Below are 25,242 nucleotides of genomic sequence, written 5' to 3'. Positions count from 1 at the left end.
TGAGTCGATTATGCCCTGGCGCGATCACGTTAACCCTGACGGGGAAGTGGTCTCGTGCTGCGATAATGTTATTATCACTGGATACCACCGCTTGTTTGTCCATCCGCTGTGGATGTTCATTATGGCGTTCGATGTGCATTCCAGATAGTCAGAGGCGGTGTAGTCCATTAATCAACTGTTAACAAAGGATATTATCATGCCTGAAGGCCCGGAAATTCGTCGTGCGGCGGATAATCTGGAGGCGGCAATCAAAGGCAAACCCTTAACCGATGTCTGGTTTGCCTTTGCACAGTTAAAACCGTATGAATCGCAGCTTACCGGTCAAATTGTTACCCGGATAGAGACGCGGGGAAAAGCGTTATTGACCCACTTTTCAAATGGCCTGACGCTCTACAGCCACAACCAACTCTATGGCGTATGGCGGGTGATCGACACTGGTGAAATACCGCAGACCACGCGTATATTGCGCGTCAGGCTACAAACGGCGGATAAAACTATACTGCTTTATAGCGCGTCTGATATCGAAATGCTGACAGCAGAGCAGCTCACGACGCACCCCTTTTTACAGCGAGTCGGTCCGGATGTGCTGGACGCGCGTCTCACTCCGGAAGAGGTTAAAGCTCGATTGCTGTCGCCGCGTTTTCGCAACCGACAATTTTCCGGACTGTTGCTGGATCAGGCCTTTCTGGCGGGATTGGGGAATTATCTGCGCGTTGAAATCCTCTGGCAGGTAGGGTTAACCGGACAGCATAAAGCGAAAGATCTCAACGAGGCGCAACTGAATGCGCTTTCTCACGCGCTGTTGGATATTCCGCGCCTGTCCTACACGACTCGCGGTCAGGCGGATGAAAACAAGCATCATGGCGCACTGTTTCGCTTTAAGGTTTTCCACCGTGACGGCGAAGCGTGCGAGCGGTGTGGCGGCATTATTGAAAAGACAACACTGTCCTCACGCCCGTTTTACTGGTGCCCGCATTGCCAGAAATAGCCGGAACCGCCATCGGCGAGCGGCTATTGCCTGATGGCGCGACGCTTATCAGTCCTACAAAGGTTGTCTGGGCGCATAGGTTGATATAAAACGGGCCACTGCTGGCCCAGTTAACAGAATGCTGAACAGCCGTAGGGTTTGCATTGCCATGATGAGCGCCATATCGGCACTGCTTCCTGCCGCGATCGCGGCAACCGTATCCAGACCCCCGGGACTGGTGGCGAGATAAGCCGTCATAAAATCAATCTGCATGTAGTAAGCCATTCCCCACGCCATCGCGGCGCAAATCGCCATCAGCGCGAAAATTGACAATAAGATTTGCGGCAATGGCCGCAGCGCCATAAAAAACACCTGTCTGTCAAAACCCAGCCCAATACGCCAGCCTATCGCCATATACGCCACGGCCAGCAGCCATTCGGGTAATTCAATCTCAATGATGCCTTGCGAATGGAGAAGCGCGCCTGCCAACATGGGGAGCAGCATCGTGCCGGAAGGGATACGCATCAGGCGACCGGCAATGCCCGCCACGATCGCTAATAGCAGCGTCGTCAATAAATTACCGCTAAGCGGCGGAAACCAGATCACCTGTTGGCTGACCGCTGCCGCGCTGTCGCCGAGTATCAGGCGTGTCACCAGCACCGCCGCGCCAGCCACAAACAGTACCCGTAGATACTGCATAAACGCCACCAGGCGGATATCCGCCCCGTAATCTTGCGCCATCGCTACCATTGCCGCTGCGCCGCCCGGCGATGACCCCCATGCGCCGGTGTTGCCGGGCAGCGAGCTGTAGCGTACCAGCAGCCAGCCGACTATCGCGCTGGAAAGCAGCGTCACCAGCAACACTAAAAGCACGACCGGCCAGTAGAGGGCGAGGGTGGTCAATATCGAACCGGTTAGATTTTGGGCGATCATACAGCCGAGAATCGCCTGTGCGGCGAGAAAAATACCGCGCGGAAGTTGTAGCGTACTACCTCGCAAACTCAACACGATACCCGCAATCATTGGACCGAGCAGCATCGCCGCCGGAAGGTGCAGATAGAGAAAAATAAGGGAAATGAGCAGCGATAACAGGAACAACAAAAACCACTGCAGAATCGGCATTCCATGCTCCCTGAATGATATTTAGCGAAACCTTAATTAATCATAGAGAGTAACGGGGTAAGAATAAAATAATGAGGATAAGAAAAAAGGGAAAATGTAACGGATGGCGAGGGTTGCGTCGCCATCCGGTTGTCAATTAACGCTTCAGCGCCGATTTAAAGTCGCGTTTATCGTAGCCGGTATACAGCTGACGAGGACGGGCGATTTTCATGCCATCAGTGTGCATTTCATTCCAGTGTGCAATCCAGCCAACGGTACGCGCCATGGCGAAGATCACGGTGAACATGGAGGACGGAATGCCCATCGCTTTCAGAATGATGCCGGAGTAGAAGTCTACGTTCGGGTACAGTTTCTTCTCGATGAAGTACGGGTCGTTCAGCGCAATGTGCTCAAGCTCCATCGCCACTTCCAGCAGATCATCTTTGGTGCCCAGCTCTTTCAGCACTTCGTGGCAGGTTTCACGCATCACGGTGGCGCGCGGATCGTAGTTTTTGTAAACACGGTGACCGAAGCCCATCAGGCGGAAAGAATCATTCTTGTCTTTCGCACGACGAACAAATTCCGGAATGTGTTTAACAGAGCTGATTTCTTCCAGCATTTTCAGCGCGGCTTCGTTGGCGCCGCCGTGCGCGGGTCCCCACAGGGAGGCGATCCCGGCGGCAATGCAGGCGAACGGGTTGGCGCCGCTTGAACCTGCGGTACGTACCGTTGACGTAGAGGCGTTCTGCTCATGGTCAGCGTGCAGGATCAGAATACGGTCCATCGCGCGCTCCAGTACCGGATTCACTTCATAGGTTTCACACGGCGTGGAGAACATCATGTTCAGGAAGTTACCGGCGTAGGAAAGGTCGTTGCGCGGATAAACAAACGGCTGACCGATGGAATATTTGTAACACATCGCCGCCATGGTCGGCATTTTGGACAGCAGGCGGAACGCCGCGATTTCACGGTGGCGCGGATTGTTCACATCCAGCGAGTCGTGGTAGAACGCCGCCAGCGCGCCAGTGATCCCGCACATTACCGCCATCGGATGTGAGTCGCGACGGAAAGCATGGAACAGGCGAGTGATTTGCTCATGGATCATCGTATGGCGGGTGACTGTCGTTCTGAACTCGTCATACTCTTCCTGCGTCGGTTTTTCGCCGTACAGCAGGATGTAACAGACTTCCAGATAGTTGGAATCGGTAGCAAGCTGGTCAATCGGGAAACCGCGATGCAACAAAATGCCTTCGTCGCCGTCGATGAAGGTGATTTTAGATTCGCAGGATGCGGTAGAGGTGAAACCAGGGTCAAAAGTAAAAACTCCTTTTGAACCGAGACTACGAATATCAATAACATCTTGACCGAGTGTACCTTTTAGCACATCCAGTTCAATAGCAGTGTCACCAGTAAGGGTGATTTTTGCCTTTGTATCAGCCATTTACGGTCTCCTTAGCGCCTTATTGCTTAAGACTGCCGGAACTCAGACTTGCCTTCTCCACGTCACCTTCCCTGTCGTTAGCGCAGGGAAGATTCTGTGTATGCATCAATCAACCGTTACCAGTTTGTTATTTGGCTCGCCGCTCTGTGAAAGAGGGGATGACCTGGGTACAGAGCAATGGGCGCTTGCAGGTAACGGATTGATTAATTTCGAATTAGCAGCAAATCAGGAACGTAGCAATCCGAGTAATGTAACCTGTCTATCACTAATAACTGTCCTGAAAGAATGGGTCAATATCATTGTACTGTTGCATAACTTATTAACAGGTGAAAGAGTGACCCCATAACTTTTACGCATTATATGCTTTTTCTGGTGTTGTTTGTAACAATTTTGTTTAATGTTTGTCAAATCAGATGATTGAAAATTAAAAAAATGTTGTTATCGTGACCTGTGTCACTGTTCAGGATAAAACCTGACAAACTATATGTAGGTTAATTGTAATGATTTTGTGAACGTCCTATACTGCCGCCAGGTCTCCGGAATACCCTGCAATCCCGAGCCACCCAGCGTTGTAACGTGTCGTTTTAGCTACTGGAAGCAGTGTTTTACATGACGCGCAGTTATAGAAAGGACGCTGTCTGACCCGCACGCAGACCGGAGGAAGGAAATCCCGTCGTCTTTCTGGCTACAGGTAGATTCACCTCTGTAACCGAAGTCTTAAGGGAATAATAAGAACAGCATGTGGGCGTTATTCATGATAAGAAATGTGAAAAAACAAAGACCTGTCAATCTGGATCTACAAACGATTCGGTTCCCCATCACAGCGATAGCGTCCATTCTCCATCGCGTATCCGGTGTGATTACTTTCATCGCCGTCGGCATACTACTGTGGCTACTGGGCACCAGCCTCTCTTCTCCGGAAGGATTCCAGCAGGCCGCCGACATTATGGACGGCTTCATCGTTAAATTTATCATGTGGGGCATCCTTACCGCGCTGGCGTATCACGTCATCGTGGGAATTCGTCACATGTTAATGGATTTTGGCTATCTGGAAGAAACATTCGAAGCGGGTCAACGCTCTGCCAAAATCTCTTTTGTTATCATTGTCGTGCTTTCACTTCTCGCAGGAGTCCTCGTATGGTAAGCAACGCCTCCGCATTAGGACGCAATGGCGTACATGACTTCATCCTGGTCCGTGCTACCGCTATCGTTCTGACGTTATACATCATCTACATGGTGGGTTTTTTCGCCACGAGCGGCGAACTGACCTTTGAAGCCTGGACCGGTTTCTTCTCATCGGCCTTCACCAAAGTCTTCACCCTGCTGGCGCTTTTTTCCATCTTGATTCATGCCTGGATCGGCATGTGGCAGGTGTTAACCGACTACGTTAAACCACTGGCAGTGCGTCTGATACTGCAACTCGTTATTGTTGTTGCGCTGGTGGTTTACGTCATCTATGGATTTGTTGTGGTGTGGGGTGTGTAATGAAACTGCCAGTCAGAGAATTTGATGCTGTTGTGATTGGTGCCGGTGGCGCAGGTATGCGCGCGGCGCTGCAAATTTCCCAGAGCGGCCAAACCTGTGCGCTGCTCTCGAAAGTCTTCCCGACCCGTTCCCATACCGTTTCCGCGCAGGGCGGTATCACCGTGGCGCTCGGCAATACCCATGAAGATAACTGGGAATGGCACATGTACGATACCGTAAAAGGGTCGGACTACATTGGTGACCAGGATGCCATCGAATATATGTGTAAGACCGGACCGGAAGCGATTCTGGAACTGGAGCACATGGGGTTACCGTTCTCCCGTCTTGATGATGGACGTATCTATCAGCGCCCGTTCGGTGGCCAGTCGAAAAACTTTGGCGGCGAGCAGGCGGCACGTACCGCGGCAGCGGCTGACCGTACCGGTCACGCCTTGCTACATACGCTGTATCAACAGAATTTGAAAAACCACACCACGATTTTCTCCGAATGGTATGCGCTGGATCTGGTGAAAAACCAGGATGGCGCGGTGGTAGGGTGTACCGCACTGTGCATCGAAACCGGTGAAGTGGTGTACTTCAAAGCCCGCGCAACGGTGCTGGCGACCGGCGGCGCAGGCCGTATCTACCAGTCCACCACCAACGCTCACATCAACACCGGTGACGGTGTCGGTATGGCGCTGCGTGCCGGTGTCCCGGTGCAGGACATGGAAATGTGGCAGTTCCACCCGACCGGTATCGCCGGGGCGGGCGTACTGGTGACAGAAGGCTGCCGCGGCGAAGGCGGTTACCTGCTGAACAAACACGGCGAGCGCTTTATGGAGCGTTATGCGCCGAACGCCAAAGACCTGGCGGGTCGTGACGTGGTGGCGCGTTCCATCATGATCGAAATCCGTGAAGGCCGCGGCTGCGACGGTCCGTGGGGGCCGCACGCTAAGCTGAAACTGGATCACCTGGGTAAAGAGGTGCTGGAATCTCGCCTGCCGGGTATCCTGGAGCTGTCCCGCACTTTCGCTCACGTCGATCCGGTGAAAGAGCCGATTCCGGTTATCCCGACCTGCCACTACATGATGGGCGGTATTCCGACTAAAGTGACCGGTCAGGCGCTGACCGTGAACGAGCAGGGCGAAGATGTGGTGATTCCGGGGCTGTTTGCGGTAGGCGAAATCGCCTGTGTATCGGTTCACGGCGCCAACCGTCTGGGCGGTAACTCACTGCTGGATCTGGTGGTCTTTGGCCGTGCGGCGGGGCTGCATTTACAGGAATCCATCGCCGAGCAGGGCGTGCTGCGCGACGCCAGCGAGTCTGACGTTGAAGGTTCTCTGGAGCGCCTGAATCGCTGGAACAATAACCGCAATGGCGAAGATCCGGTGGCTATCCGCAAAGCGTTGCAGGAGTGTATGCAGCATAACTTCTCCGTATTCCGTGAAGGCGACGCGATGGCGAAAGGGCTTGAGCAGTTGAAAGTGATCCGCGAGCGTCTGAAAAACGCCCGTCTGGATGACACGTCCAGCGAGTTTAATACCCAGCGTGTTGAGTGTCTGGAGCTGGATAACCTGATGGAAACCGCCTACGCCACTGCCGTATCAGCCAACTTCCGGACGGAAAGCCGCGGCGCGCATAGCCGCTTCGATTTCCCGGAGCGTGATGATGCCAACTGGTTGTGTCATACCCTGTATCAACCGCAAACGGAATCCATGACGCGCCGAAGCGTCAATATGGAACCGAAACTGCGTCCGGCGTTCCCGCCGAAGATTCGTACTTATTAATTGCGGAGACAGGATGATGAAACTCGAATTTTCGATTTATCGTTATAACCCGGATGTCGATAACGCTCCGCGTATGCAGGACTACACCCTGGAAGGCGAAGAAGGGCGTGACATGATGCTGCTGGATGCGTTAATCCAGCTTAAAGAAAAAGATCCCAGCCTTTCTTTCCGCCGTTCCTGCCGCGAAGGCGTGTGTGGTTCTGATGGTTTGAATATGAACGGTAAGAATGGTCTGGCCTGTATTACCCCTATTTCGGCGCTGACTCAGCCGGGTAAGAAGATTGTGATTCGCCCGCTACCCGGTTTGCCGGTGATCCGCGATTTGGTGGTAGACATGGGGCAATTCTACGCACAATATGAGAAGATTAAGCCTTACTTATTGAATAATGGGCAAAATCCACCGGCTCGTGAGCATCTGCAGATGCCGGAGCAGCGTGAAAAACTCGATGGGCTGTATGAATGTATTCTTTGCGCCTGTTGCTCAACATCCTGCCCGTCATTCTGGTGGAACCCGGATAAGTTTATCGGTCCGGCGGGTCTGCTCGCGGCGTATCGCTTCCTGATCGATAGCCGTGATACCGAGACCGATAGTCGTCTGGAAGGGATGAGCGATGCATTCAGCGTATTCCGCTGTCACAGCATTATGAACTGCGTCAGTGTATGTCCTAAGGGACTGAACCCGACGCGCGCTATCGGCCATATTAAGTCGATGCTGTTGCAGCGTAGTGCGTAAGTAGTTGTAGTGGTTGCCGGATGGCGACGTACCGTCTTATCCGGCCTACAGGCGCAATCCCGTAGGCCTGATAAGCGCAGCGCCATCAGGCAATAGAAGTGCAGGAAACCTCTAAAAACTGCCATATGATTAGTAATAATCGAGATGTTCAGAGCGAGACAAGGCGCGGTCTGAACGAATCTTCGGGAGCATAGTTAACTATGTGACCGGAGTGAGCGAAGGCCGCAACGCAGTCGTAGCCTGAACAGCGAAGATTATTAGACAGTTTTTAAAGGTTCCTTAGCGGACGCAGATGACACGACAGTCCGCAACAAGTGAACCCCGGCACGCATACAGCGTATGCGTGGTTAGTATCCACGGCGAAATACTCGTCATAGATCACGTTGCATGTGCGTTGGCTGCACTTGCTCACCCCGGTCACTTACTGGATGTAAGCTCCCAGGGATTCGCAAGCTTGCCGCCTTCCTGAAACGTGACCTATTTAGAGTATTAAATAAGCAGAAAAGATGCTTAAGGGATCACGATGCAGAACAGCGCTTTGAAAGCCTGGTTGGACTCTTCTTACCTCTCTGGTTCGAATCAGAGCTGGATAGAACAGCTCTATGAAGACTTCTTAACCGATCCTGACTCGGTAGACGCTAACTGGCGTTTGACGTTCCAGCAGTTACCTGGTACCGGAGTCAAACCGGATCAACTCCATTCAAAAACACGTGAATATTTCCGGCGGCAGGCGTTGGCTGGCTCACGTCACTCTTCTACGATTTCCGACCCTGACACCAATGTGAAGCAGGTTAAAGTCCTGCAGCTTATCAACGCTTATCGTTTCCGTGGCCATCAGCATGCAAACCTCGATCCGCTGGGACTGTGGAAACAAGAACGCGTGGCGGATCTGGATCCTTCTTTCCATGATTTGACCGAGGCCGATTTCCAGGAAACCTTCAATGTCGGCTCCTTTGCCAGCGGCAAAGAGACGATGAAGCTGGGCGAGCTGCTCGACGCGCTCAAACAGACCTACTGCGGCCCGATTGGCGCTGAGTATATGCACATCACCAGCACCGAAGAGAAACGCTGGATCCAACAGCGCATCGAATCCGGTCGCGCGGCCTTTAGCGCTGACGAGAAAAAACGCTTCCTGAACGAGCTGACCGCCGCTGAAGGGCTGGAACGTTATCTGGGTGCCAAATTCCCGGGTGCGAAACGTTTCTCGCTCGAGGGGGGAGATGCGCTGATACCCATGCTGAAAGAGATGGTTCGCCATGCGGGTAACAGCGGCACTCGCGAAGTGGTGCTGGGGATGGCGCACCGCGGTCGCCTGAACGTGCTGATCAACGTACTGGGTAAAAAACCGCAGGATCTGTTCGACGAATTTGCCGGTAAGCATAAAGAACATCTGGGTACCGGCGACGTGAAGTATCACATGGGCTTCTCGTCAGATATCGAAACCGAAGGCGGTCTGGTTCACCTGGCGCTGGCGTTTAATCCATCGCATCTGGAAATTGTGAGCCCGGTGGTGATGGGCTCCGTGCGCGCCCGTCTGGACAGACTGGACGAACCGAGCAGCAACAAAGTGTTGCCGATCACTATTCACGGCGACGCCGCGGTGACCGGCCAGGGCGTGGTTCAGGAAACCCTGAACATGTCGAAAGCGCGCGGTTACGAAGTGGGCGGTACGGTACGTATCGTTATCAACAACCAGGTGGGTTTCACCACCTCTAACCCACTGGATGCGCGTTCAACGCCTTACTGCACCGATATCGGTAAAATGGTCCAGGCGCCGATTTTCCACGTCAATGCGGACGATCCGGAAGCCGTAGCTTTTGTGACCCGTCTGGCGCTGGACTTCCGTAATACCTTTAAACGCGATGTGTTCATCGATCTGGTGTGCTACCGCCGTCACGGCCACAACGAAGCCGACGAGCCAAGCGCAACCCAGCCGCTGATGTACCAGAAAATCAAAAAGCATCCGACGCCGCGTAAAATCTACGCCGACAAACTGGAAGCTGATAAGGTCGCAACGCTGGAAGATGCCACCGAAATGGTCAACCTCTATCGCGATGCGCTGGATGCAGGCGAATGCGTGGTGAAAGAGTGGCGTCCGATGAATATGCACTCGTTCACCTGGTCGCCGTATCTAAACCACGAATGGGATGAAGCATACCCGAACAAGGTAGAAATGAAGCGCCTGCAGGAGCTGGCAAAACGTATCAGCACCGTGCCGGAAGCCATTGAAATGCAGTCTCGCGTGGCGAAAATTTATGGCGACCGTCAGGCAATGGCGGCAGGCGAGAAATTGTTTGACTGGGGCGGCGCGGAAAATCTGGCTTACGCCACGCTGGTCGATGAAGGCATTCCGGTGCGCCTGTCCGGGGAAGACTCTGGTCGCGGCACCTTTTTCCATCGTCATGCGGTGATCCACAACCAGACGAACGGCTCAACGTATACGCCGTTGCAGCATATTCACAGCGGTCAGGGACAGTTTAAAGTCTGGGACTCCGTGCTGTCTGAAGAAGCGGTGCTGGCTTTTGAATACGGTTATGCCACGGCGGAACCACGTACCCTGACTATCTGGGAAGCGCAGTTTGGCGATTTTGCCAACGGCGCGCAGGTGGTGATTGACCAGTTCATCTCCTCCGGCGAGCAGAAATGGGGTCGGATGTGCGGTCTGGTGATGCTGTTGCCGCACGGCTATGAAGGGCAGGGGCCGGAGCACTCCTCCGCGCGTCTGGAACGTTATCTGCAACTTTGCGCCGAGCAGAATATGCAGGTTTGCGTGCCGTCCACTCCGGCGCAGGTCTACCATATGCTGCGCCGTCAGGCGCTGCGCGGGATGCGTCGTCCGCTGGTGGTGATGTCGCCGAAATCGCTGCTGCGTCACCCGCTGGCGGTTTCCACGCTTGATGAACTGGCGAACGGTTCCTTCCAGCCGGCCATTGGCGAAATTGACGAGCTGGACCCTAAAGCCGTAAAACGCGTGGTAATGTGTTCTGGTAAGGTTTATTACGACCTGCTGGAACAACGTCGCAAAAACGACCAGAAAGATGTCGCTATCGTGCGCATCGAACAGCTCTATCCGTTCCCGCATAAAGCGGTGCAGGAAGCGCTGCAACCATACGCTCACGTCCATGATTTTGTCTGGTGCCAGGAAGAGCCGCTCAACCAGGGCGCATGGTACTGCAGCCAGCATCATTTCCGTGAAGTGATTCCGTTTGGGGCCGCTCTGCGTTATGCAGGTCGCCCGGCCTCCGCCTCTCCGGCGGTAGGGTATATGTCCGTTCACCAGAAACAGCAACAAGATCTGGTTAATGACGCGCTGAACGTCGATTAAATAAAGGATAAATAATGAGTAGCGTAGATATTCTTGTTCCCGACCTGCCTGAGTCCGTAGCGGACGCGACCGTCGCCACCTGGCATAAAAAACCGGGCGATGCGGTTGTTCGTGACGAAGTGCTGGTAGAAATCGAAACTGACAAAGTGGTACTGGAAGTACCGGCATCAGCGGACGGCATTCTGGATGCGGTTCTGGAAGAAGAGGGGACGACTGTCACCTCTCGCCAGATCCTGGGTCGCCTGCGTGAAGGCAACAGCGCGGGTAAAGAGACCAGCGCGAAATCTGAAGAGAAAGCGTCTACGCCGGCACAGCGCCAGCAGGCGTCGCTGGAAGAACAAAACAACGATGCGCTCAGCCCGGCGATCCGTCGCCTGCTGGCTGAACACAATCTGGAAGCCAGCGCCATTAAAGGCACTGGTGTGGGTGGGCGTCTGACCCGTGAAGATGTGGAAAAACATCTGGCGAAAGGCGAGTCTAAAGCACCCGCTGTTGAACCTGCAGCACAACCCGCTCTGGGCGCGCGCGGCGAAAAACGCGTGCCAATGACCCGCCTGCGTAAGCGCGTGGCCGAGCGTCTGCTGGAAGCGAAAAATTCCACCGCCATGCTGACGACCTTCAATGAAGTCAACATGAAGCCGATTATGGATTTGCGTAAGCAGTATGGCGAAGTGTTTGAAAAACGTCATGGTATCCGCCTGGGCTTTATGTCCTTCTACGTGAAAGCGGTAGTGGAAGCGCTGAAGCGTTATCCGGAAGTGAACGCCTCTATCGACGGCGATGACGTGGTGTATCACAACTACTTTGATGTGAGCATGGCGGTGTCTACGCCGCGCGGCCTGGTCACGCCGGTCCTGCGTGACGTGGATACGCTGGGCATGGCTGACATTGAGAAAAAAATTAAAGAACTGGCTGTCAAAGGCCGCGACGGCAAGCTGACCGTAGAAGACCTGACCGGCGGTAACTTTACCATTACCAACGGCGGCGTATTCGGTTCGCTGATGTCTACCCCGATCATCAACCCGCCGCAGAGCGCGATTCTGGGAATGCATGCTATTAAAGACAGGCCGATGGCGGTGGATGGCAAGGTAGAAATCCTGCCGATGATGTACCTGGCGCTCTCTTACGATCATCGCCTGATCGATGGTCGCGAATCCGTGGGCTTCCTGGTCACCATCAAAGAGTTGCTGGAAGATCCGACCCGTCTGCTGTTGGACGTGTAGTCAGCAAGAGCATCACCTGCTACCTGTAGGCCGGACAAGGCGTTCACGCCGCCATCCGGCGATGGTGTAATGCCTGATGGCGCGCAGCTTTCAGGCCTACAGGTCTAAAGATAACGATTACCTGAAGGATGGACAGAACACATGAACTTACATGAATATCAGGCAAAACAACTTTTTGCCCGCTATGGCTTACCGGCGCCGGTGGGTTATGCCTGTACTACTCCGCGTGAAGCCGAAGAAGCCGCGTCTAAAATCGGCGCCGGCCCGTGGGTAGTGAAATGTCAGGTTCACGCTGGCGGCCGCGGCAAAGCGGGCGGTGTGAAGGTAGTAAAAAGCAAGGAAGAGATTCGCGCCTTTGCGGAAAACTGGCTGGGCAAACGTCTGGTGACCTATCAAACAGACGCTAATGGCCAACCGGTAAACCAGATTCTGGTTGAAGCGGCGACCGACATCGGCAAAGAACTGTACCTCGGCGCGGTAGTTGACCGTAGTTCTCGTCGCGTGGTCTTTATGGCGTCTACCGAAGGCGGCGTAGAGATCGAAAAAGTTGCGGAGGAAACCCCGCATCTGATCCATAAAGTCGCGCTCGATCCGCTGACCGGCCCGATGCCGTATCAGGGACGGGAACTGGCGTTCAAACTGGGTCTGGAAGGTAAACTGGTGCAGCAGTTCACCAAAATCTTTATGGGCCTGGCAACCATTTTCCTTGAGCGCGACCTGGCGCTAATCGAAATTAATCCGCTGGTGATCACTAAGCAGGGCGATCTGATTTGCCTCGACGGCAAGCTGGGCGCTGACGGCAACGCGCTGTTCCGCCAGCCGGATCTGCGTGAAATGCGTGACCAGTCTCAGGAAGATCCGCGTGAAGCGCAGGCGGCGCAGTGGGAACTGAACTACGTCGCGCTGGACGGCAACATCGGTTGCATGGTGAACGGCGCGGGCCTGGCGATGGGCACCATGGACATCGTTAAGCTGCATGGCGGCGAACCGGCTAACTTCCTTGACGTGGGCGGCGGCGCAACCAAAGAGCGCGTCACCGAAGCGTTTAAAATCATCCTCTCGGATGACAACGTGAAAGCGGTTCTGGTTAACATCTTCGGCGGTATCGTCCGTTGTGACCTGATTGCCGACGGTATCATCGGCGCGGTGGAAGAAGTGGGCGTTAACGTTCCGGTGGTGGTGCGTCTGGAAGGCAACAACGCTGAACTCGGCGCGAAGAAACTGGCTGACAGTGGCCTGAATATTATTGCAGCGAAAAGTCTGACGGATGCAGCTCAGCAGGTTGTTGCCGCAGTGGAGGGGAAATAATGTCCGTTTTAATTAATAAAGATACCAAGGTTATCTGCCAGGGCTTCACCGGTAGCCAGGGGACTTTCCACTCCGAACAGGCGATTGCTTACGGTACGCAGATGGTCGGCGGCGTAACGCCGGGCAAAGGCGGCACCACGCATCTGGGTCTGCCGGTGTTCAACACCGTGCGCGAAGCGGTAGAAGCTACCGGTGCGACCGCATCCGTTATCTACGTGCCGGCGCCGTTCTGCAAAGACTCCATTCTGGAAGCGATCGACGCAGGCATCAAACTGATTATCACCATCACCGAAGGTATTCCGACGCTGGATATGCTGACCGTGAAAGTGAAGCTGGACGAAGCGGGCGTACGCATGATCGGCCCGAACTGCCCAGGTGTGATCACCCCGGGCGAATGCAAAATCGGCATCATGCCGGGTCACATTCATAAGCCGGGTAAAGTGGGTATCGTTTCCCGTTCCGGCACGCTGACCTATGAAGCGGTTAAGCAGACCACCGACTACGGTTTCGGCCAGTCCACCTGCGTGGGTATCGGCGGCGACCCGATTCCGGGCTCTAACTTCATCGACATCCTGAAGCTGTTCCAGGAAGATCCGCAGACTGAAGCGATCGTGATGATCGGCGAGATCGGCGGTAGCGCAGAAGAAGAAGCGGCGGCTTATATTAAAGACCACGTGACCAAGCCGGTTGTTGGCTATATCGCGGGTGTTACCGCGCCGAAAGGCAAGCGCATGGGCCACGCTGGCGCCATCATTGCCGGTGGTAAAGGCACTGCGGATGAAAAATTCGCCGCGCTGGAAGCCGCGGGCGTGAAAACCGTTCGCAGCCTGGCCGATATCGGCGAAGCGCTGAAAGCAATTATAAAATAAAACTCGCTGTTCCTGCGGGAACAGATAAATGTCCGTTTTCGACATGGTTGGCCACCTTTACGGTGGCCTTTTTTATGGCTTTATTGTTTGTGGCAAAGTACGGGTGAAGCATCCGGGATATAAAATTATTGGCTTTGTAAATATTGAACTATAGGAAAATGATGCCTCATTAAAAAAACATGGTGGAGTCTAAAAATAATTGATAATAACCGTCTGGCAGCGGCAGTAAATTTACTCAGTTTGCTGGTTAACTCTTTTTCAGCAAATACAGATGCTGTCTTAGTGAAAGACCTGCCGACCTCACTGGAGACGGATTATGCGCTTTCCGCCATGAAAAAAACGCATCGCAGCATTACACTATGTTGACGCTAACCTCTATAGTAAATTGACGCTTGACTCTGTGGCCGCGCATGTTTGCCTGAGCGCGAACTACATGTCTCCTCAGATGTATCGCGCTTACACAGACTGCTTGTTTAATGGCAGAATAAAACAGCTATTTTAATCATAAGAGTACCGGCATTATTTCCCTGAAGTATTAAAGATATCGTTTAATAAATTATATGAACTTTTGCTGGTTAAAAGAGGTTAACTTTAAAAATTATTAAGAACTTATTGACACTATTCGTTCGTGATTAATCATGTTTAAAGGGTATTTATGGCTGCGAATAAACAGAATTATCACTATGAGTGACGTAGAAATTGAGGGTAAATCTGTGAAGGTGATAACAGAATCTTCACTATAATAATTATAGAGAGGCAAATACGGTGTTATTGAAATAAAGAAAAATTAGCGAATAAAATGTTTGTTTCTGGCTATCTGGAAAGCTTATTAGCGATAATTAAGGCGATAACCTGGCAAGATGATCCTGGCCGTTAGTCGTCGGGAAAGGGAAGTTGGGGCAGGGTAATCCCGGTGGGATGATGGCGCGTGTGCAATGAGATAGTTTCTTTGCGGTGTTAATTATAAGTAAAATAAAAATAGATTAAATGTATAAAATAATAAGTGTTGATAACCTACAGAAAAAATCTGTGAGCTATTTAGCAATAATTGAACATCAATGTGCAATGTTTTTTACGGGATGCGGGGCAGTAAAAAACGCACAAAATGTTTAGCCTTACCGAATAAGCCTCTTTTTACAGGGAGTTTGAAATTACTCTTTGCAAAAACAAAAAGTTAACAAAAAATTCACCATGCATTCAATGAATAAACATTATTAACATTAACTTCAAAAATTGATTTTAATCAATATTTAAATGTTGGAAAAGAGCATCAAAACTGGTTAAATTGTCCGTGATCAAATTCCCTGAAAAGCGATAGATTAGCCATAAATTGATCGCTGTCGAAAAAAGCAAATCTGACCCACTAAAAACCTGTTTATTGTAAGGGTTTTACGGCGTAATATATTTGCGGGATCAATTTGGGTTTTTTATTAACATGTTTGTAACTTTTCATCATTACTGTTTCCTTCCCGAGGGGATAGTACGATGAGAGGCCGCAAATAAATTTGTATTGGGGCATGCGTGTGACCCTTTCTAACGGGGTTCACTCTCGGAGTCTTCATGCGATGAGCAAGGAGTCATGATGTTAGATATAGTCGAACTGTCGCGCTTACAGTTTGCCTTGACCGCGATGTACCACTTCCTGTTTGTGCCGCTAACGCTCGGTATGGCGTTCCTGCTGGCCATTATGGAAACGGTATACGTCCTTTCCGGCAAACAGATTTATAAAGATATGACCAAGTTCTGGGGCAAGTTGTTTGGTATCAACTTTGCTCTGGGTGTGGCTACCGGTTTGACCATGGAGTTCCAGTTCGGGACAAACTGGTCGTACTACTCCCACTATGTTGGGGATATCTTCGGTGCGCCGCTGGCCATCGAAGGTTTGATGGCCTTCTTCCTCGAATCCACCTTTGTAGGTCTGTTCTTCTTCGGCTGGGATCGTCTGAGTAAAGTTCAGCATATGTGCGTCACCTGGCTGGTGGCTCTGGGGTCCAACCTCTCCGCGTTGTGGATTCTGGTAGCGAACGGCTGGATGCAAAACCCAATCGCTGCGGATTTCAATTTCGAAACCATGCGTATGGAAATGGTGAGCTTCTCTGAACTGGTGCTGAACCCGGTAGCACAGGTGAAATTTGTTCACACTGTGGCGTCCGGCTATGTCACCGGCGCGATGTTCATCCTCGGTATCAGCGCTTACTACATGCTGAAAGGTCGTGACTTCGCCTTTGCTAAACGCTCCTTTGCTATTGCCGCCAGCTTCGGTATGGCTGCCGTACTGTCCGTTATCGTACTCGGTGACGAATCCGGTTACGAAATGGGCGACGTGCAGAAAACCAAGCTCGCTGCGATTGAAGCTGAATGGGAAACGCAACCTGCTCCGGCCTCCTTTACCCTGTTCGGCATTCCTGACCAGGACAAACAGGAAAACCATCTGGCGATTCAGATCCCTTATGCGCTCGGTATTATCGCTACGCGTTCCGTGGACACGCCGGTTATTGGCCTGAAAGATCTCATGGTTCAGCATGAAGAGCGTATCCGTAACGGGATGAAAGCCTATGAACTGCTGGAACAGCTGCGCGCCGGTTCTACCGACCAGGCCGTTCGCGACCAGTTCAACAGCATGAAGAAAGATCTCGGTTACGGCCTGCTGCTGAAACGCTATACGCCTAATGTGACTGACGCGACCGAAGCGCAGATCCAGCAAGCGACGAAAGATTCCATTCCTCGCGTTGCGCCGCTGTACTTCGCTTTCCGTATCATGGTGGCGTGCGGCTTCCTGCTGCTGGCGATCATCGCACTTTCCTTCTGGAGCGTGATTCGTAACCGCATCGGTGAGAAAAAATGGCTGTTGCGCGCGGCGCTGTACGGTATTCCACTGCCGTGGATTGCGGTTGAAGCAGGTTGGTTCGTCGCCGAGTATGGTCGTCAGCCGTGGGCGATCGGCGAAGTGTTGCCGACAGCCGTGGCGAACTCATCGCTGACCGTAGGCGATCTGCTGTTCTCCATGTTCCTGATTTGCGGCCTGTATACCCTGTTCCTGGTGGCAGAATTGTTCCTGATGTTCAAATTTGCACGCCTTGGCCCAAGCAGCCTGAAAACCGGTCGCTATCACTTTGAGCAGTCCACCGTGACTTCTCAGCCGGCACGCTAAGACAGGAGTCGTCAAATGATCGATTATGAAGTACTACGTTTTATCTGGTGGCTGCTGGTTGGCATTTTGCTAATTGGTTTCGCTGTCACCGATGGGTTCGACATGGGGGTGGGGATGCTCACCCGTTTCCTCGGTCGTAACGACACCGAACGTCGAATTATGATTAACTCTATCGCCCCGCACTGGGACGGTAACCAGGTGTGGTTGATCACCGCGGGCGGCGCGTTGTTTGCTGCCTGGCCGATGGTTTACGCTGCGGCGTTCTCCGGTTTCTATGTGGCGATGATCCTGGTGCTGGCGTCGTTGTTCTTCCGTCCGGTCGGTTTTGATTACCGTTCCAAGATTGAAGACCCGCGCTGGCGCAACATGTGGGACTGGGGCGTGTTCATCGGTAGCTTTGTGCCGCCGCTGGTGATTGGCGTGGCCTTTGGCAACCTGTTGCAGGGCGTACCGTTCCACGTAGATGAGTATCTGCGTCTGTACTACACCGGTAACTTCTTCCAGTTGCTGAACCCGTTTGGTCTGCTGGCGGGCATCGTAAGCGTAGGGATGATCATCACGCAGGGGGCGACTTACCTGCAAATGCGTACCGTTGGCGAACTGCACCTGCGCGCGCGCGCCACCTCGCAGATTGCGGCGCTGGTGACATTAGTGTGCTTTGCGCTGGCGGGCGTTTGGGTAATGTATGGTATTGATGGTTATGTCGTGACATCCGCGATTGATCATCATGCCGCCTCTAACCCGCTGACTAAAGAAGTGGCGCGTGAAGCTGGCGCCTGGCTGGTGAACTTTAATAATGCTCCGATCCTGTGGTTGGTTCCGGCTCTGGGCGTGGTTCTGCCGCTGCTGACTATCCTGACTTCCCGTATGGAGAAAGGCGCGTGGGCATTCCTGTTCTCTTCGCTGACCCTGGCCTGCATTATTCTGACGGCGGGTATCGCTATGTTCCCATTTGTGATGCCGTCCAGCACGATGATGAATGCCAGCCTGACCATGTGGGATGCGACATCCAGCCAGATGACGCTGAACCTGATGACCTGGGTTGCGGCGGTGTTCGTACCGATCATTCTGATCTACACCAGCTGGTGTTACTGGAAAATGTTCGGTCGTATCACTAAAGAACATATTGAAAGCAACACCCACTCTCTGTACTAAGTAAGGAGCTTAAAATGTGGTATTTCGCATGGATTCTGGGAACGCTTCTTGCCTGTGCATTCGGGATCATTACCGCCCTGGCGCTTGAGCACGTTGAAGCGGGTAAAACCGGTCAAGAAGAAAGCTAATGACCCATATTATCGCAAAACTGTATGCGGTAATGGACAAGCGCCCGTTAAGGGCGCTTTCCTTCGTGATGGCGATAGTGCTGGCAGGATGTATGTTCTGGGACCCGTCACGGTTTGCCGCCAGGACCAGCACGCTTGAAATCTGGCACGGATTATTGCTGATGTGGGCGGTTTGCGCAGGCATAATCCACGGCGTGGGTTTTCGCCCTGAATCCGTACACTGGCAAGGGATTTTTTGTCCGCTCCTTGCGGATATCGTCCTTATCGTCGGCCTGATTTTCTTCTTCTTGTGAATAAGAAACCTCCTTAAAAATATAGGGGCTTGCATAAGCCCATATATTTTTACTCTCCCTTAACTTCCCCCCATTCCCAAGCCTCATTCCCGCGCGTATAGTAGCAACGTTTAAAAGCTCTACTTTTGTTGCATTACCGGGATGTAAAGTGAATACAAGGCGATATACAACGGCATTCTTGAGGCATTACGGCGGCAAGCGGATGACGCCAACAAAGAGGCTGCAGGGATGAATAAGTATATGTTTCGATGGCCAATTCGAGTTTATTACGAAGACACGGACGCCGGCGGTGTGGTTTATCACGCCAGCTATGTCGCTTTTTATGAAAGAGCGCGCACGGAGATGCTGCGTCACCATCACTTCAGCCAACAGGTGCTGCTGGCGGAGCGGGTCGCCTTTGTGGTGCGCAAGATGACGCTGGAATACTATGCGCCTGCGCGGCTCGACGATATGCTTGAAGTTCAAACAGAAATTACGTCAATGCGTGGCACCGCTTTGGTTTTCACGCAACGCATTGTCAACGCAGAGAACACGCTGCTAAATGAAGCAGAGGTTCTGATTGTTTGCGTTGATCCACTCAAAATGAAGCCTCGTGCGCTTCCTAAGTCTATTGTCGCGGAGTTTAAGCAGTGACTGACATGAATATCCTTGATTTGTTCCTGAAGGCAAGCCTTCTGGTTAAACTTATCATGTTGATTTTGATTGGTTTTTCAATAGCATCCTGGGCCATCATTATCCAGCGAACGCGTATCCTGAACGCCGCTGCGCGTGAGGCGGAAGCGTTTGAAGATAAATTCTGGTCCGGAATCGAACTATCGCGTCTGTACCAGGAAAGCCAGGGGAGACGCGATAGTCTGTCGGGCTCGGAACAAATCTTTTATAGCGGGTTCAAAGAGTTTGTCCGGCTCCATCGCGCCAACAGCCATGCACCGGAGGCCGTGGTAGAGGGGGCGTCGCGTGCGATGCGCATCTCCATGAACCGAGAGCTGGAAACGCTGGAAACGCATATCCCGTTTCTTGGCACGGTAGGCTCTATCAGTCCTTATATCGGTCTGTTTGGCACCGTATGGGGGATTATGCATGCGTTTATCGCCCTGGGCGCGGTGAAACAGGCGACTCTGCAAATGGTTGCGCCGGGTATTGCCGAAGCATTGATTGCCACGGCGATTGGTTTGTTTGCCGCCATCCCTGCGGTTATGGCTTACAACCGACTGAATCAGCGCGTGAACAAGCTGGAACTGAATTACGACAACTTTATGGAAGAGTTCACCGCGATTCTGCACCGCCAGGCGTTTACCGTAAGCGAAAGCAACAAGGGGTAAGCCATGGCCAGAACGCGTGGACGAGGTCGTCGCGAACTTAAGTCCGAAATCAATATTGTACCGCTGCTCGACGTACTGTTGGTGCTGCTGCTGATCTTTATGGCAACCGCGCCGATCATTACCCAGAGCGTGGAGGTCGACTTGCCGGAGGCGAATCAGTCGCAAGCGGTCAGTAGTAACGACGATCCACCGGTCATTATTGAGGTTTCCGGAGTAGGGCAATACAGCGTAGTGGTTGATAAAGATCGAATGGATCAACTGCCGTCTGAACAGGTGATCGCAGAAGTAAAGCGTCATCTGCAGGCTAATCCGAAAACAGTCTTTTTAATCGGCGGCGCGAAAGAGGTGCCGTACGATGAAATAATTAAAGCGCTGAACTTGTTACACAGCGCGGGCGTAAAATCGGTTGGCTTAATGACGCAGCCAATCTGAAGTCTGCGTCCCGTTGGCTTGAAAGACGGCGAGTAACAGGCGAACAGTTTTTTGGGAACCGAGAGTGTCAAAGGCAACCGAACAAAACGACAAGCTCAAACGGGCGATAATTATTTCAGCCGTGCTGCATATCATCTTATTTGCAGTGCTGATCTGGAGTTCGTTTGATGAGCATATAGAGGCTTCTGCCGGCGGCGGCGGTGGTTCCGCTATCGACGCGGTGATGGTCGATCCTGGCGCCGTTGTGCAGCAGTACAACCGTCAGCAGGATCAACAGGCCAGCGCCAGACGCGCGGAAGAAGAGCGTAAAAAGCTGCAACAGCAGCAAGCAGAGGAGCTGCAGCAGAAGCAGGCTGCCGAACAGGAGCGGTTGAAACAACTTGAGAAAGAACGTTTAGCGGCTCAGGAGCAGCAAAAGCAGGCTGAAGAAGCGGCAAAACTGGCGCAACAGCAGCAACAGGCCGAAGAAGCGGCGAAAGCGGCGGCGGACGCGAAGAAAAAAGCGGAGGCCGAGGCGGCGAAAGCGGCGGCGGACGCGAAGAAGAAAGCAGAGGCCGAGGCGGTAAAAGCGGCAGCGGACGCGAAGAAGAAAGCGGAAGCCGAAGCGGCGAAAGCGGCGGCGGACGCGAAGAAGAAAGCAGAGGCCGAAGCGGCGAAAGCAGCGGCGGAGGCGAAGAAGAAAGCGGAGGCCGAAGCGGCGAAAGCAGCGGCGGAGGCGAAGAAGAAAGCGGATGCCGAGGCGGCGAAAGCGGCGGCGGAGGCGAAGAAGAAAGCGGATGCCGCGGCGGCGAAAGCAGCGGCGGACGCTAAGAAGAAAGCGGCTGCCGAAAAAGCGGCCGCCGCAGAAGGCGTCGACGATCTGCTTGGCGATCTCAGCTCGGGTAAGAATGCGCCGAAAACCGGCGGCGGCGCGAAAGGGAATGGTCAGCCATCGAAAGATAGCGGTACATCGGGCGCTAACGGTGGGACGACAGGCGCTGATATCAGCGCCTACGCGAAACAGATTCAGGTCGCCATTCAGAGCCGTCTGTATGATGCGAGCCTGTATCAGGGCAAACAATGTGTCTTGCATATTAGCCTGGCGCCGGATGGCTCATTAAAAAGCATTACGTCTGAGGGCGGCGATCCGGCGCTTTGTCAGGCGGCGTTAATGGCGGCAAAAACCGCGAAAATTCCTAAACCGCCAAGCCAGGCTGTTTATGAGAAAATAAAGGATGCCAAACTAGACTTTAAACTGTAGATACTTTTCTTTATGGAAGTTGGAGCAGTTGAGTTGTTACTGGTCCTGGTGGTTTTGTGTATTTGAGTTTGTTAACATTCTGCTAAATTATCGTGGGTCGCAGGCCCAGGTATGGGAGATATGATGAAGCAGGCATTACGAGTAGCATTTGGTTTTCTGATGCTGTGGGCGGCGGTGCTGCACGCAGAAGTCCGTATCGAGATCACCCAGGGGGTGGACTCGGCGCGACCGATTGGCGTTGTGCCTTTTAAATGGGCCGGGCCGGGCGCTGCGCCTGAAGATATCGGCGGCATCGTGGCGGCAGATTTACGCAATAGCGGTAAATTTAATCCGTTAGACCGGTCCCGACTGCCGCAGCAGCCAGCCACCGCTCAGGAAGTTCAGCCTACCGCATGGTCTGCGCTGGGTATTGATGCCGTCGTCGTTGGACAGGTCACGCCGAATCCGGACGGTTCCTACAATGTTGCTTATCAGCTGGTTGACACTGGAGGCGCGCCGGGGACTGTACTGGCGCAAAACTCTTATAAAGTGAACAAGCAGTGGTTGCGTTATGCAGGTCATACCGCCAGTGACGAAGTCTTTGAAAAACTGACGGGCATTAAGGGCGCGTTCCGTACTCGTATCGCCTATGTGGTACAGACTAATGGCGGTCAGTTCCCGTATGAACTGCGTGTGTCGGATTACGATGGTTACAATCAGTTTGTGGTGCACCGTTCTCCGCAGCCGTTGATGTCTCCGGCGTGGTCTCCGGACGGCTCAAAACTGGCTTACGTGACATTTGAAAGCGGTCGCTCCGCGCTGGTTATCCAGACGCTGGCAAACGGCGCAGTGCGTCAGGTTGCGTCCTTCCCGCGTCACAATGGCGCGCCGGCCTTCTCGCCGGATGGGACGAAACTGGCGTTCGCGTTATCGAAAACCGGAAGTCTGAACCTGTACGTTATGGATCTTGCTTCCGGCCAGATTCGTCAGATAACGGACGGGCGTAGCAACAATACGGAGCCGACCTGGTTCCCGGACAGCCAGACTCTGGCCTTTACCTCTGACCAGGCTGGACGTCCGCAAGTGTATAAAATGAACATTAACGGCGGTGCGGCGCAGCGTATTACCTGGGAAGGTTCGCAAAACCAGGATGCGGATGTCAGCAGCGACGGTAAATTTATGGTAATGGTAAGCTCAAATAACGGGCAGCAGCACATTGCCAAACAAGATCTGGTGACGGGTGGCGTACAGGTTCTGTCGTCAACGTTCCTGGATGAAACGCCAAGTCTGGCACCTAACGGCACGATGGTAATCTACAGCTCTTCTCAGGGGATGGGATCTGTGCTGAATTTGGTTTCTACAGATGGGCGTTTCAAAGCGCGTCTTCCGGCAACTGATGGTCAGGTGAAATCGCCTGCCTGGTCGCCGTATCTGTGATAATAATTAATTGATTACTAAAGGAATTAAAGAAATGCAACTGAACAAAGTGCTGAAGGGCCTGATGATTGCCCTGCCTGTTATGGCAATCGCGGCATGTTCTTCCAACAAGAACGCCAGCAATGACGGTAGCGAAGGCGGCATGCTGAACGGCGCCGGCACTGGTATGGACGCTAACGGCAACGGCAACATGTCATCTGAAGAGCAAGCGCGTCTGCAGATGCAGCAGCTGCAGCAGAACAACATCGTTTACTTCGATCTCGACAAGTACGATATCCGTTCTGACTTCGCGGCAATGCTGGATGCGCACGCTAACTTCCTGCGTAGCAACCCGTCTTACAAAGTCACCGTAGAAGGTCACGCGGACGAACGTGGTACGCCTGAATACAACATCTCCCTGGGCGAACGTCGTGCTAACGCCGTTAAAATGTACCTGCAGGGTAAAGGTGTTTCCGCTGACCAGATCTCCATCGTTTCTTACGGTAAAGAAAAACCTGCCGTACTGGGCCACGACGAAGCGGCTTACGCTAAGAACCGTCGCGCTGTACTGGTTTACTAAGAGAATTGCATGAGCAGTAACTTCAGACATCACCTGTTGAGTCTGTCGTTACTGGTTGGCATAGCGGCCCCCTGGGCCGCTTTTGCTCAGGCGCCAATCAGTAGTGTCGGCTCAGGCTCGGTCGAAGACCGCGTCACTCAACTTGAGCGTATCTCTAACGCTCACAGCCAGCTTTTAACCCAACTTCAGCAGCAGCTCTCCGATAATCAGTCCGATATCGATTCTTTGCGCGGCCAAATCCAGGAAAATCAGTATCAACTGAATCAGGTGATGGAACGCCAGAAGCAAATTATGCTGCAGCTGGGGAGCTTAAATAATGGCGGCGCAGCGCAGCCAGCAGCTGGTGACCAGAGTGGGGCGGCAACCGCTGCGACCTCCGCTCCGGATGCCGGTACGGCAACCTCAGGGGCGCCGGTACAAAGTGGCGATGCGAATACCGATTACAATGCGGCAATTGCGCTGGTGCAGGATAAGTCTCGCCAGGATGATGCGATTGTGGCGTTTCAGAACTTCATCAAGAAATACCCTGATTCTACTTATCAGCCGAACGCCAATTACTGGCTGGGCCAGTTGAATTACAACAAGGGTAAAAAAGATGATGCCGCCTATTATTTCGCCTCGGTAGTAAAAAACTATCCTAAGTCGCCGAAGGCTGCGGACGCGATGTACAAAGTTGGCGTTATCATGCAGGACAAAGGTGATACGGCAAAAGCGAAAGCGGTTTATCAGCAGGTGATTAACAAATATCCTGGCACTGATGGCGCGAAACAGGCGCAAAAGCGTCTTAACGCGATGTAATGCGTACCATGCGACCAGAAAACGCCTTTTTTCTGGTCGCGTCGTGCGATTCCTAAGCAGTTGAGCCCCCTGCGTCGAAATTTTTGTTGCGCTCAAATCTGAAATCAGTAATATATGCCGCCGTTGCCACGGGATATTAAACAACTCGAAAGCAACGCAAAAGTGGGTCGTTAGCTCAGTTGGTAGAGCAGTTGACTTTTAATCAATTGGTCGCAGGTTCGAATCCTGCACGACCCACCAATCGTTCGGTGGAAACGAGAATAAAACGTGAAGGATAACGTTGCGTCAGCAACGGCCCGTAGGGCGAGGCGAAGCCGAGTCATCCTGCACGACCCACCGCTAACTTCGGTTAGTCAGTAATATCCAGCGTAGTATTGGGTGATTAGCTCAGCTGGGAGAGCACCTCCCTTACAAGGAGGGGGTCGGCGGTTCGATCCCGTCATCACCCACCACTCGGGTCGTTAGCTCAGTTGGTAGAGCAGTTGACTTTTAATCAATTGGTCGCAGGTTCGAATCCTGCACGACCCACC

At 52.9% G+C, this 25,242-nt stretch carries 24 protein-coding genes and 3 tRNA genes; 25 read left to right on the top strand and 2 right to left on the bottom strand.

Features of this window, described 5'->3' with window-relative positions; genetic code table 11:
- Window positions 1-10: 10 nt before the first annotated feature.
- Together ACLJRH_RS04235 and nei are read left to right on the top strand one after the other, a co-directional pair.
- On the top strand, window positions 11-148 hold the full coding sequence (locus ACLJRH_RS04235) for a hypothetical protein (protein ID WP_001145917.1): 138 nt from the start codon (window positions 11-13) through the stop codon (window positions 146-148).
- Window positions 149-196: 48 nt separating this feature from the next.
- Complete coding sequence (gene nei, locus ACLJRH_RS04230) at window positions 197-988, top strand: endonuclease VIII (protein ID WP_001113962.1); 792 nt, start codon at window positions 197-199, stop codon at window positions 986-988.
- A 54-nt stretch (window positions 989-1,042) separates the two neighbouring features.
- Here nei and ACLJRH_RS04225 read toward each other — a convergent pair whose 3' ends face one another.
- Together ACLJRH_RS04225 and ACLJRH_RS04220 are read right to left on the bottom strand one after the other, a co-directional pair.
- Window positions 1,043-2,089: an AbrB family transcriptional regulator gene (locus ACLJRH_RS04225; protein WP_001122054.1), complete on the bottom strand. Its 1,047-nt coding sequence runs from the start codon at window positions 2,087-2,089 to the stop codon at window positions 1,043-1,045.
- A 136-nt stretch (window positions 2,090-2,225) separates the two neighbouring features.
- Window positions 2,226-3,509 (bottom strand): citrate synthase, encoded by a 1,284-nt coding sequence (locus ACLJRH_RS04220; RefSeq protein ID WP_000785811.1) that lies wholly within the window; start codon window positions 3,507-3,509, stop codon window positions 2,226-2,228.
- A 100-nt stretch (window positions 3,510-3,609) separates the two neighbouring features.
- Between ACLJRH_RS04220 and ACLJRH_RS04215 the strand changes: the two genes are divergently transcribed.
- The 23 genes from ACLJRH_RS04215 to ACLJRH_RS04105 all read left to right on the top strand — a co-directional run bounded on the left by ACLJRH_RS04215 (window position 3,610) and on the right by ACLJRH_RS04105 (window position 25,240).
- Window positions 3,610-3,855 carry a hypothetical protein gene (locus tag ACLJRH_RS04215; protein ID WP_001539488.1) on the top strand — a complete coding sequence of 82 codons (246 nt, stop codon included), beginning with the start codon at window positions 3,610-3,612 and terminating at the stop codon, window positions 3,853-3,855.
- A 393-nt stretch (window positions 3,856-4,248) separates the two neighbouring features.
- Window positions 4,249-4,653 (top strand): succinate dehydrogenase cytochrome b556 subunit, encoded by a 405-nt coding sequence (sdhC, locus tag ACLJRH_RS04210; protein WP_023892252.1) that lies wholly within the window; start codon window positions 4,249-4,251, stop codon window positions 4,651-4,653.
- Complete coding sequence (sdhD, locus tag ACLJRH_RS04205; RefSeq protein ID WP_000254356.1) at window positions 4,647-4,994, top strand: succinate dehydrogenase membrane anchor subunit; 348 nt, start codon at window positions 4,647-4,649, stop codon at window positions 4,992-4,994. Before sdhC ends, sdhD begins: the two co-directional genes overlap by 7 nt.
- Window positions 4,994-6,760 carry a succinate dehydrogenase flavoprotein subunit gene (sdhA, locus tag ACLJRH_RS04200; protein WP_000775561.1) on the top strand — a complete coding sequence of 589 codons (1,767 nt, stop codon included), beginning with the start codon at window positions 4,994-4,996 and terminating at the stop codon, window positions 6,758-6,760. The genes sdhD and sdhA overlap by 1 nt, the downstream gene beginning before the upstream one ends.
- A gap of 16 nt (window positions 6,761-6,776) precedes the next feature.
- A complete protein-coding gene (sdhB, locus tag ACLJRH_RS04195) occupies window positions 6,777-7,493 on the top strand; it encodes a succinate dehydrogenase iron-sulfur subunit SdhB (RefSeq protein ID WP_001537859.1) in 717 nt (238 codons plus the stop codon).
- A gap of 523 nt (window positions 7,494-8,016) precedes the next feature.
- Window positions 8,017-10,818, top strand: a complete 2,802-nt coding sequence (gene sucA, locus ACLJRH_RS04190; protein WP_001181500.1) for a 2-oxoglutarate dehydrogenase E1 component — start codon at window positions 8,017-8,019, stop codon at window positions 10,816-10,818.
- A gap of 14 nt (window positions 10,819-10,832) precedes the next feature.
- Entirely contained in the window at window positions 10,833-12,041 is a 1,209-nt protein-coding gene (odhB, locus tag ACLJRH_RS04185) for a 2-oxoglutarate dehydrogenase complex dihydrolipoyllysine-residue succinyltransferase (RefSeq protein ID WP_000099858.1), read from the top strand.
- A 141-nt stretch (window positions 12,042-12,182) separates the two neighbouring features.
- Window positions 12,183-13,349 carry an ADP-forming succinate--CoA ligase subunit beta gene (gene sucC / locus ACLJRH_RS04180; protein ID WP_001048590.1) on the top strand — a complete coding sequence of 389 codons (1,167 nt, stop codon included), beginning with the start codon at window positions 12,183-12,185 and terminating at the stop codon, window positions 13,347-13,349.
- Entirely contained in the window at window positions 13,349-14,218 is an 870-nt protein-coding gene (gene sucD / locus ACLJRH_RS04175) for a succinate--CoA ligase subunit alpha (RefSeq protein ID WP_000114631.1), read from the top strand. The genes sucC and sucD overlap by 1 nt, the downstream gene beginning before the upstream one ends.
- Window positions 14,219-15,800: 1,582 nt before the next feature.
- Window positions 15,801-17,369 carry a cytochrome ubiquinol oxidase subunit I gene (gene cydA / locus ACLJRH_RS04170; protein WP_000884369.1) on the top strand — a complete coding sequence of 523 codons (1,569 nt, stop codon included), beginning with the start codon at window positions 15,801-15,803 and terminating at the stop codon, window positions 17,367-17,369.
- Window positions 17,370-17,384: 15 nt separating this feature from the next.
- The gene (gene cydB / locus ACLJRH_RS04165; RefSeq protein ID WP_000568258.1) at window positions 17,385-18,524 is read left to right on the top strand and encodes a cytochrome d ubiquinol oxidase subunit II; all 1,140 of its coding nucleotides are present in this window, start codon (window positions 17,385-17,387) and stop codon (window positions 18,522-18,524) included.
- 14 nt (window positions 18,525-18,538) lie between these two features.
- A complete protein-coding gene (gene cydX, locus ACLJRH_RS04160; protein WP_000270278.1) occupies window positions 18,539-18,652 on the top strand; it encodes a cytochrome bd-I oxidase subunit CydX in 114 nt (37 codons plus the stop codon).
- Complete coding sequence (gene ybgE / locus ACLJRH_RS04155; protein WP_000148790.1) at window positions 18,652-18,945, top strand: cyd operon protein YbgE; 294 nt, start codon at window positions 18,652-18,654, stop codon at window positions 18,943-18,945. Before cydX ends, ybgE begins: the two co-directional genes overlap by 1 nt.
- A gap of 228 nt (window positions 18,946-19,173) precedes the next feature.
- Window positions 19,174-19,578: a tol-pal system-associated acyl-CoA thioesterase gene (ybgC, locus tag ACLJRH_RS04150; RefSeq protein ID WP_001046240.1), complete on the top strand. Its 405-nt coding sequence runs from the start codon at window positions 19,174-19,176 to the stop codon at window positions 19,576-19,578.
- On the top strand, window positions 19,575-20,267 hold the full coding sequence (gene tolQ, locus ACLJRH_RS04145) for a Tol-Pal system protein TolQ (protein ID WP_000131318.1): 693 nt from the start codon (window positions 19,575-19,577) through the stop codon (window positions 20,265-20,267). Before ybgC ends, tolQ begins: the two co-directional genes overlap by 4 nt.
- 3 nt (window positions 20,268-20,270) lie before the next feature.
- Complete coding sequence (gene tolR / locus ACLJRH_RS04140) at window positions 20,271-20,699, top strand: colicin uptake protein TolR (protein WP_000124676.1); 429 nt, start codon at window positions 20,271-20,273, stop codon at window positions 20,697-20,699.
- 64 nt (window positions 20,700-20,763) lie between these two features.
- Window positions 20,764-21,939 carry a cell envelope integrity protein TolA gene (tolA, locus tag ACLJRH_RS04135; RefSeq protein WP_023223312.1) on the top strand — a complete coding sequence of 392 codons (1,176 nt, stop codon included), beginning with the start codon at window positions 20,764-20,766 and terminating at the stop codon, window positions 21,937-21,939.
- Window positions 21,940-22,062: 123 nt separating this feature from the next.
- Complete coding sequence (gene tolB, locus ACLJRH_RS04130) at window positions 22,063-23,355, top strand: Tol-Pal system beta propeller repeat protein TolB (RefSeq protein ID WP_001562341.1); 1,293 nt, start codon at window positions 22,063-22,065, stop codon at window positions 23,353-23,355.
- Between the two features lie 34 nt (window positions 23,356-23,389).
- The gene (gene pal / locus ACLJRH_RS04125; protein WP_001176621.1) at window positions 23,390-23,914 is read left to right on the top strand and encodes a peptidoglycan-associated lipoprotein Pal; all 525 of its coding nucleotides are present in this window, start codon (window positions 23,390-23,392) and stop codon (window positions 23,912-23,914) included.
- A gap of 9 nt (window positions 23,915-23,923) precedes the next feature.
- On the top strand, window positions 23,924-24,712 hold the full coding sequence (cpoB, locus tag ACLJRH_RS04120; RefSeq protein WP_000097551.1) for a cell division protein CpoB: 789 nt from the start codon (window positions 23,924-23,926) through the stop codon (window positions 24,710-24,712).
- 164 nt (window positions 24,713-24,876) lie between these two features.
- Window positions 24,877-24,952 (top strand) — tRNA-Lys (locus tag ACLJRH_RS04115).
- Between the two features lie 136 nt (window positions 24,953-25,088).
- Window positions 25,089-25,164 (top strand) — tRNA-Val (locus ACLJRH_RS04110).
- Window positions 25,165-25,167: 3 nt separating this feature from the next.
- A tRNA-Lys gene (locus tag ACLJRH_RS04105) sits at window positions 25,168-25,240 on the top strand.
- Window positions 25,241-25,242 lie beyond the last annotated feature (2 nt).

The organism is Salmonella sp. SAL04162, from assembly GCF_046551535.1.
Taxonomy (GTDB): domain Bacteria; phylum Pseudomonadota; class Gammaproteobacteria; order Enterobacterales; family Enterobacteriaceae; genus Salmonella; species Salmonella enterica.
Note: the sequence above shows the minus strand (reverse complement) of the source record. Positions and strands in the feature narration are given on the sequence as shown.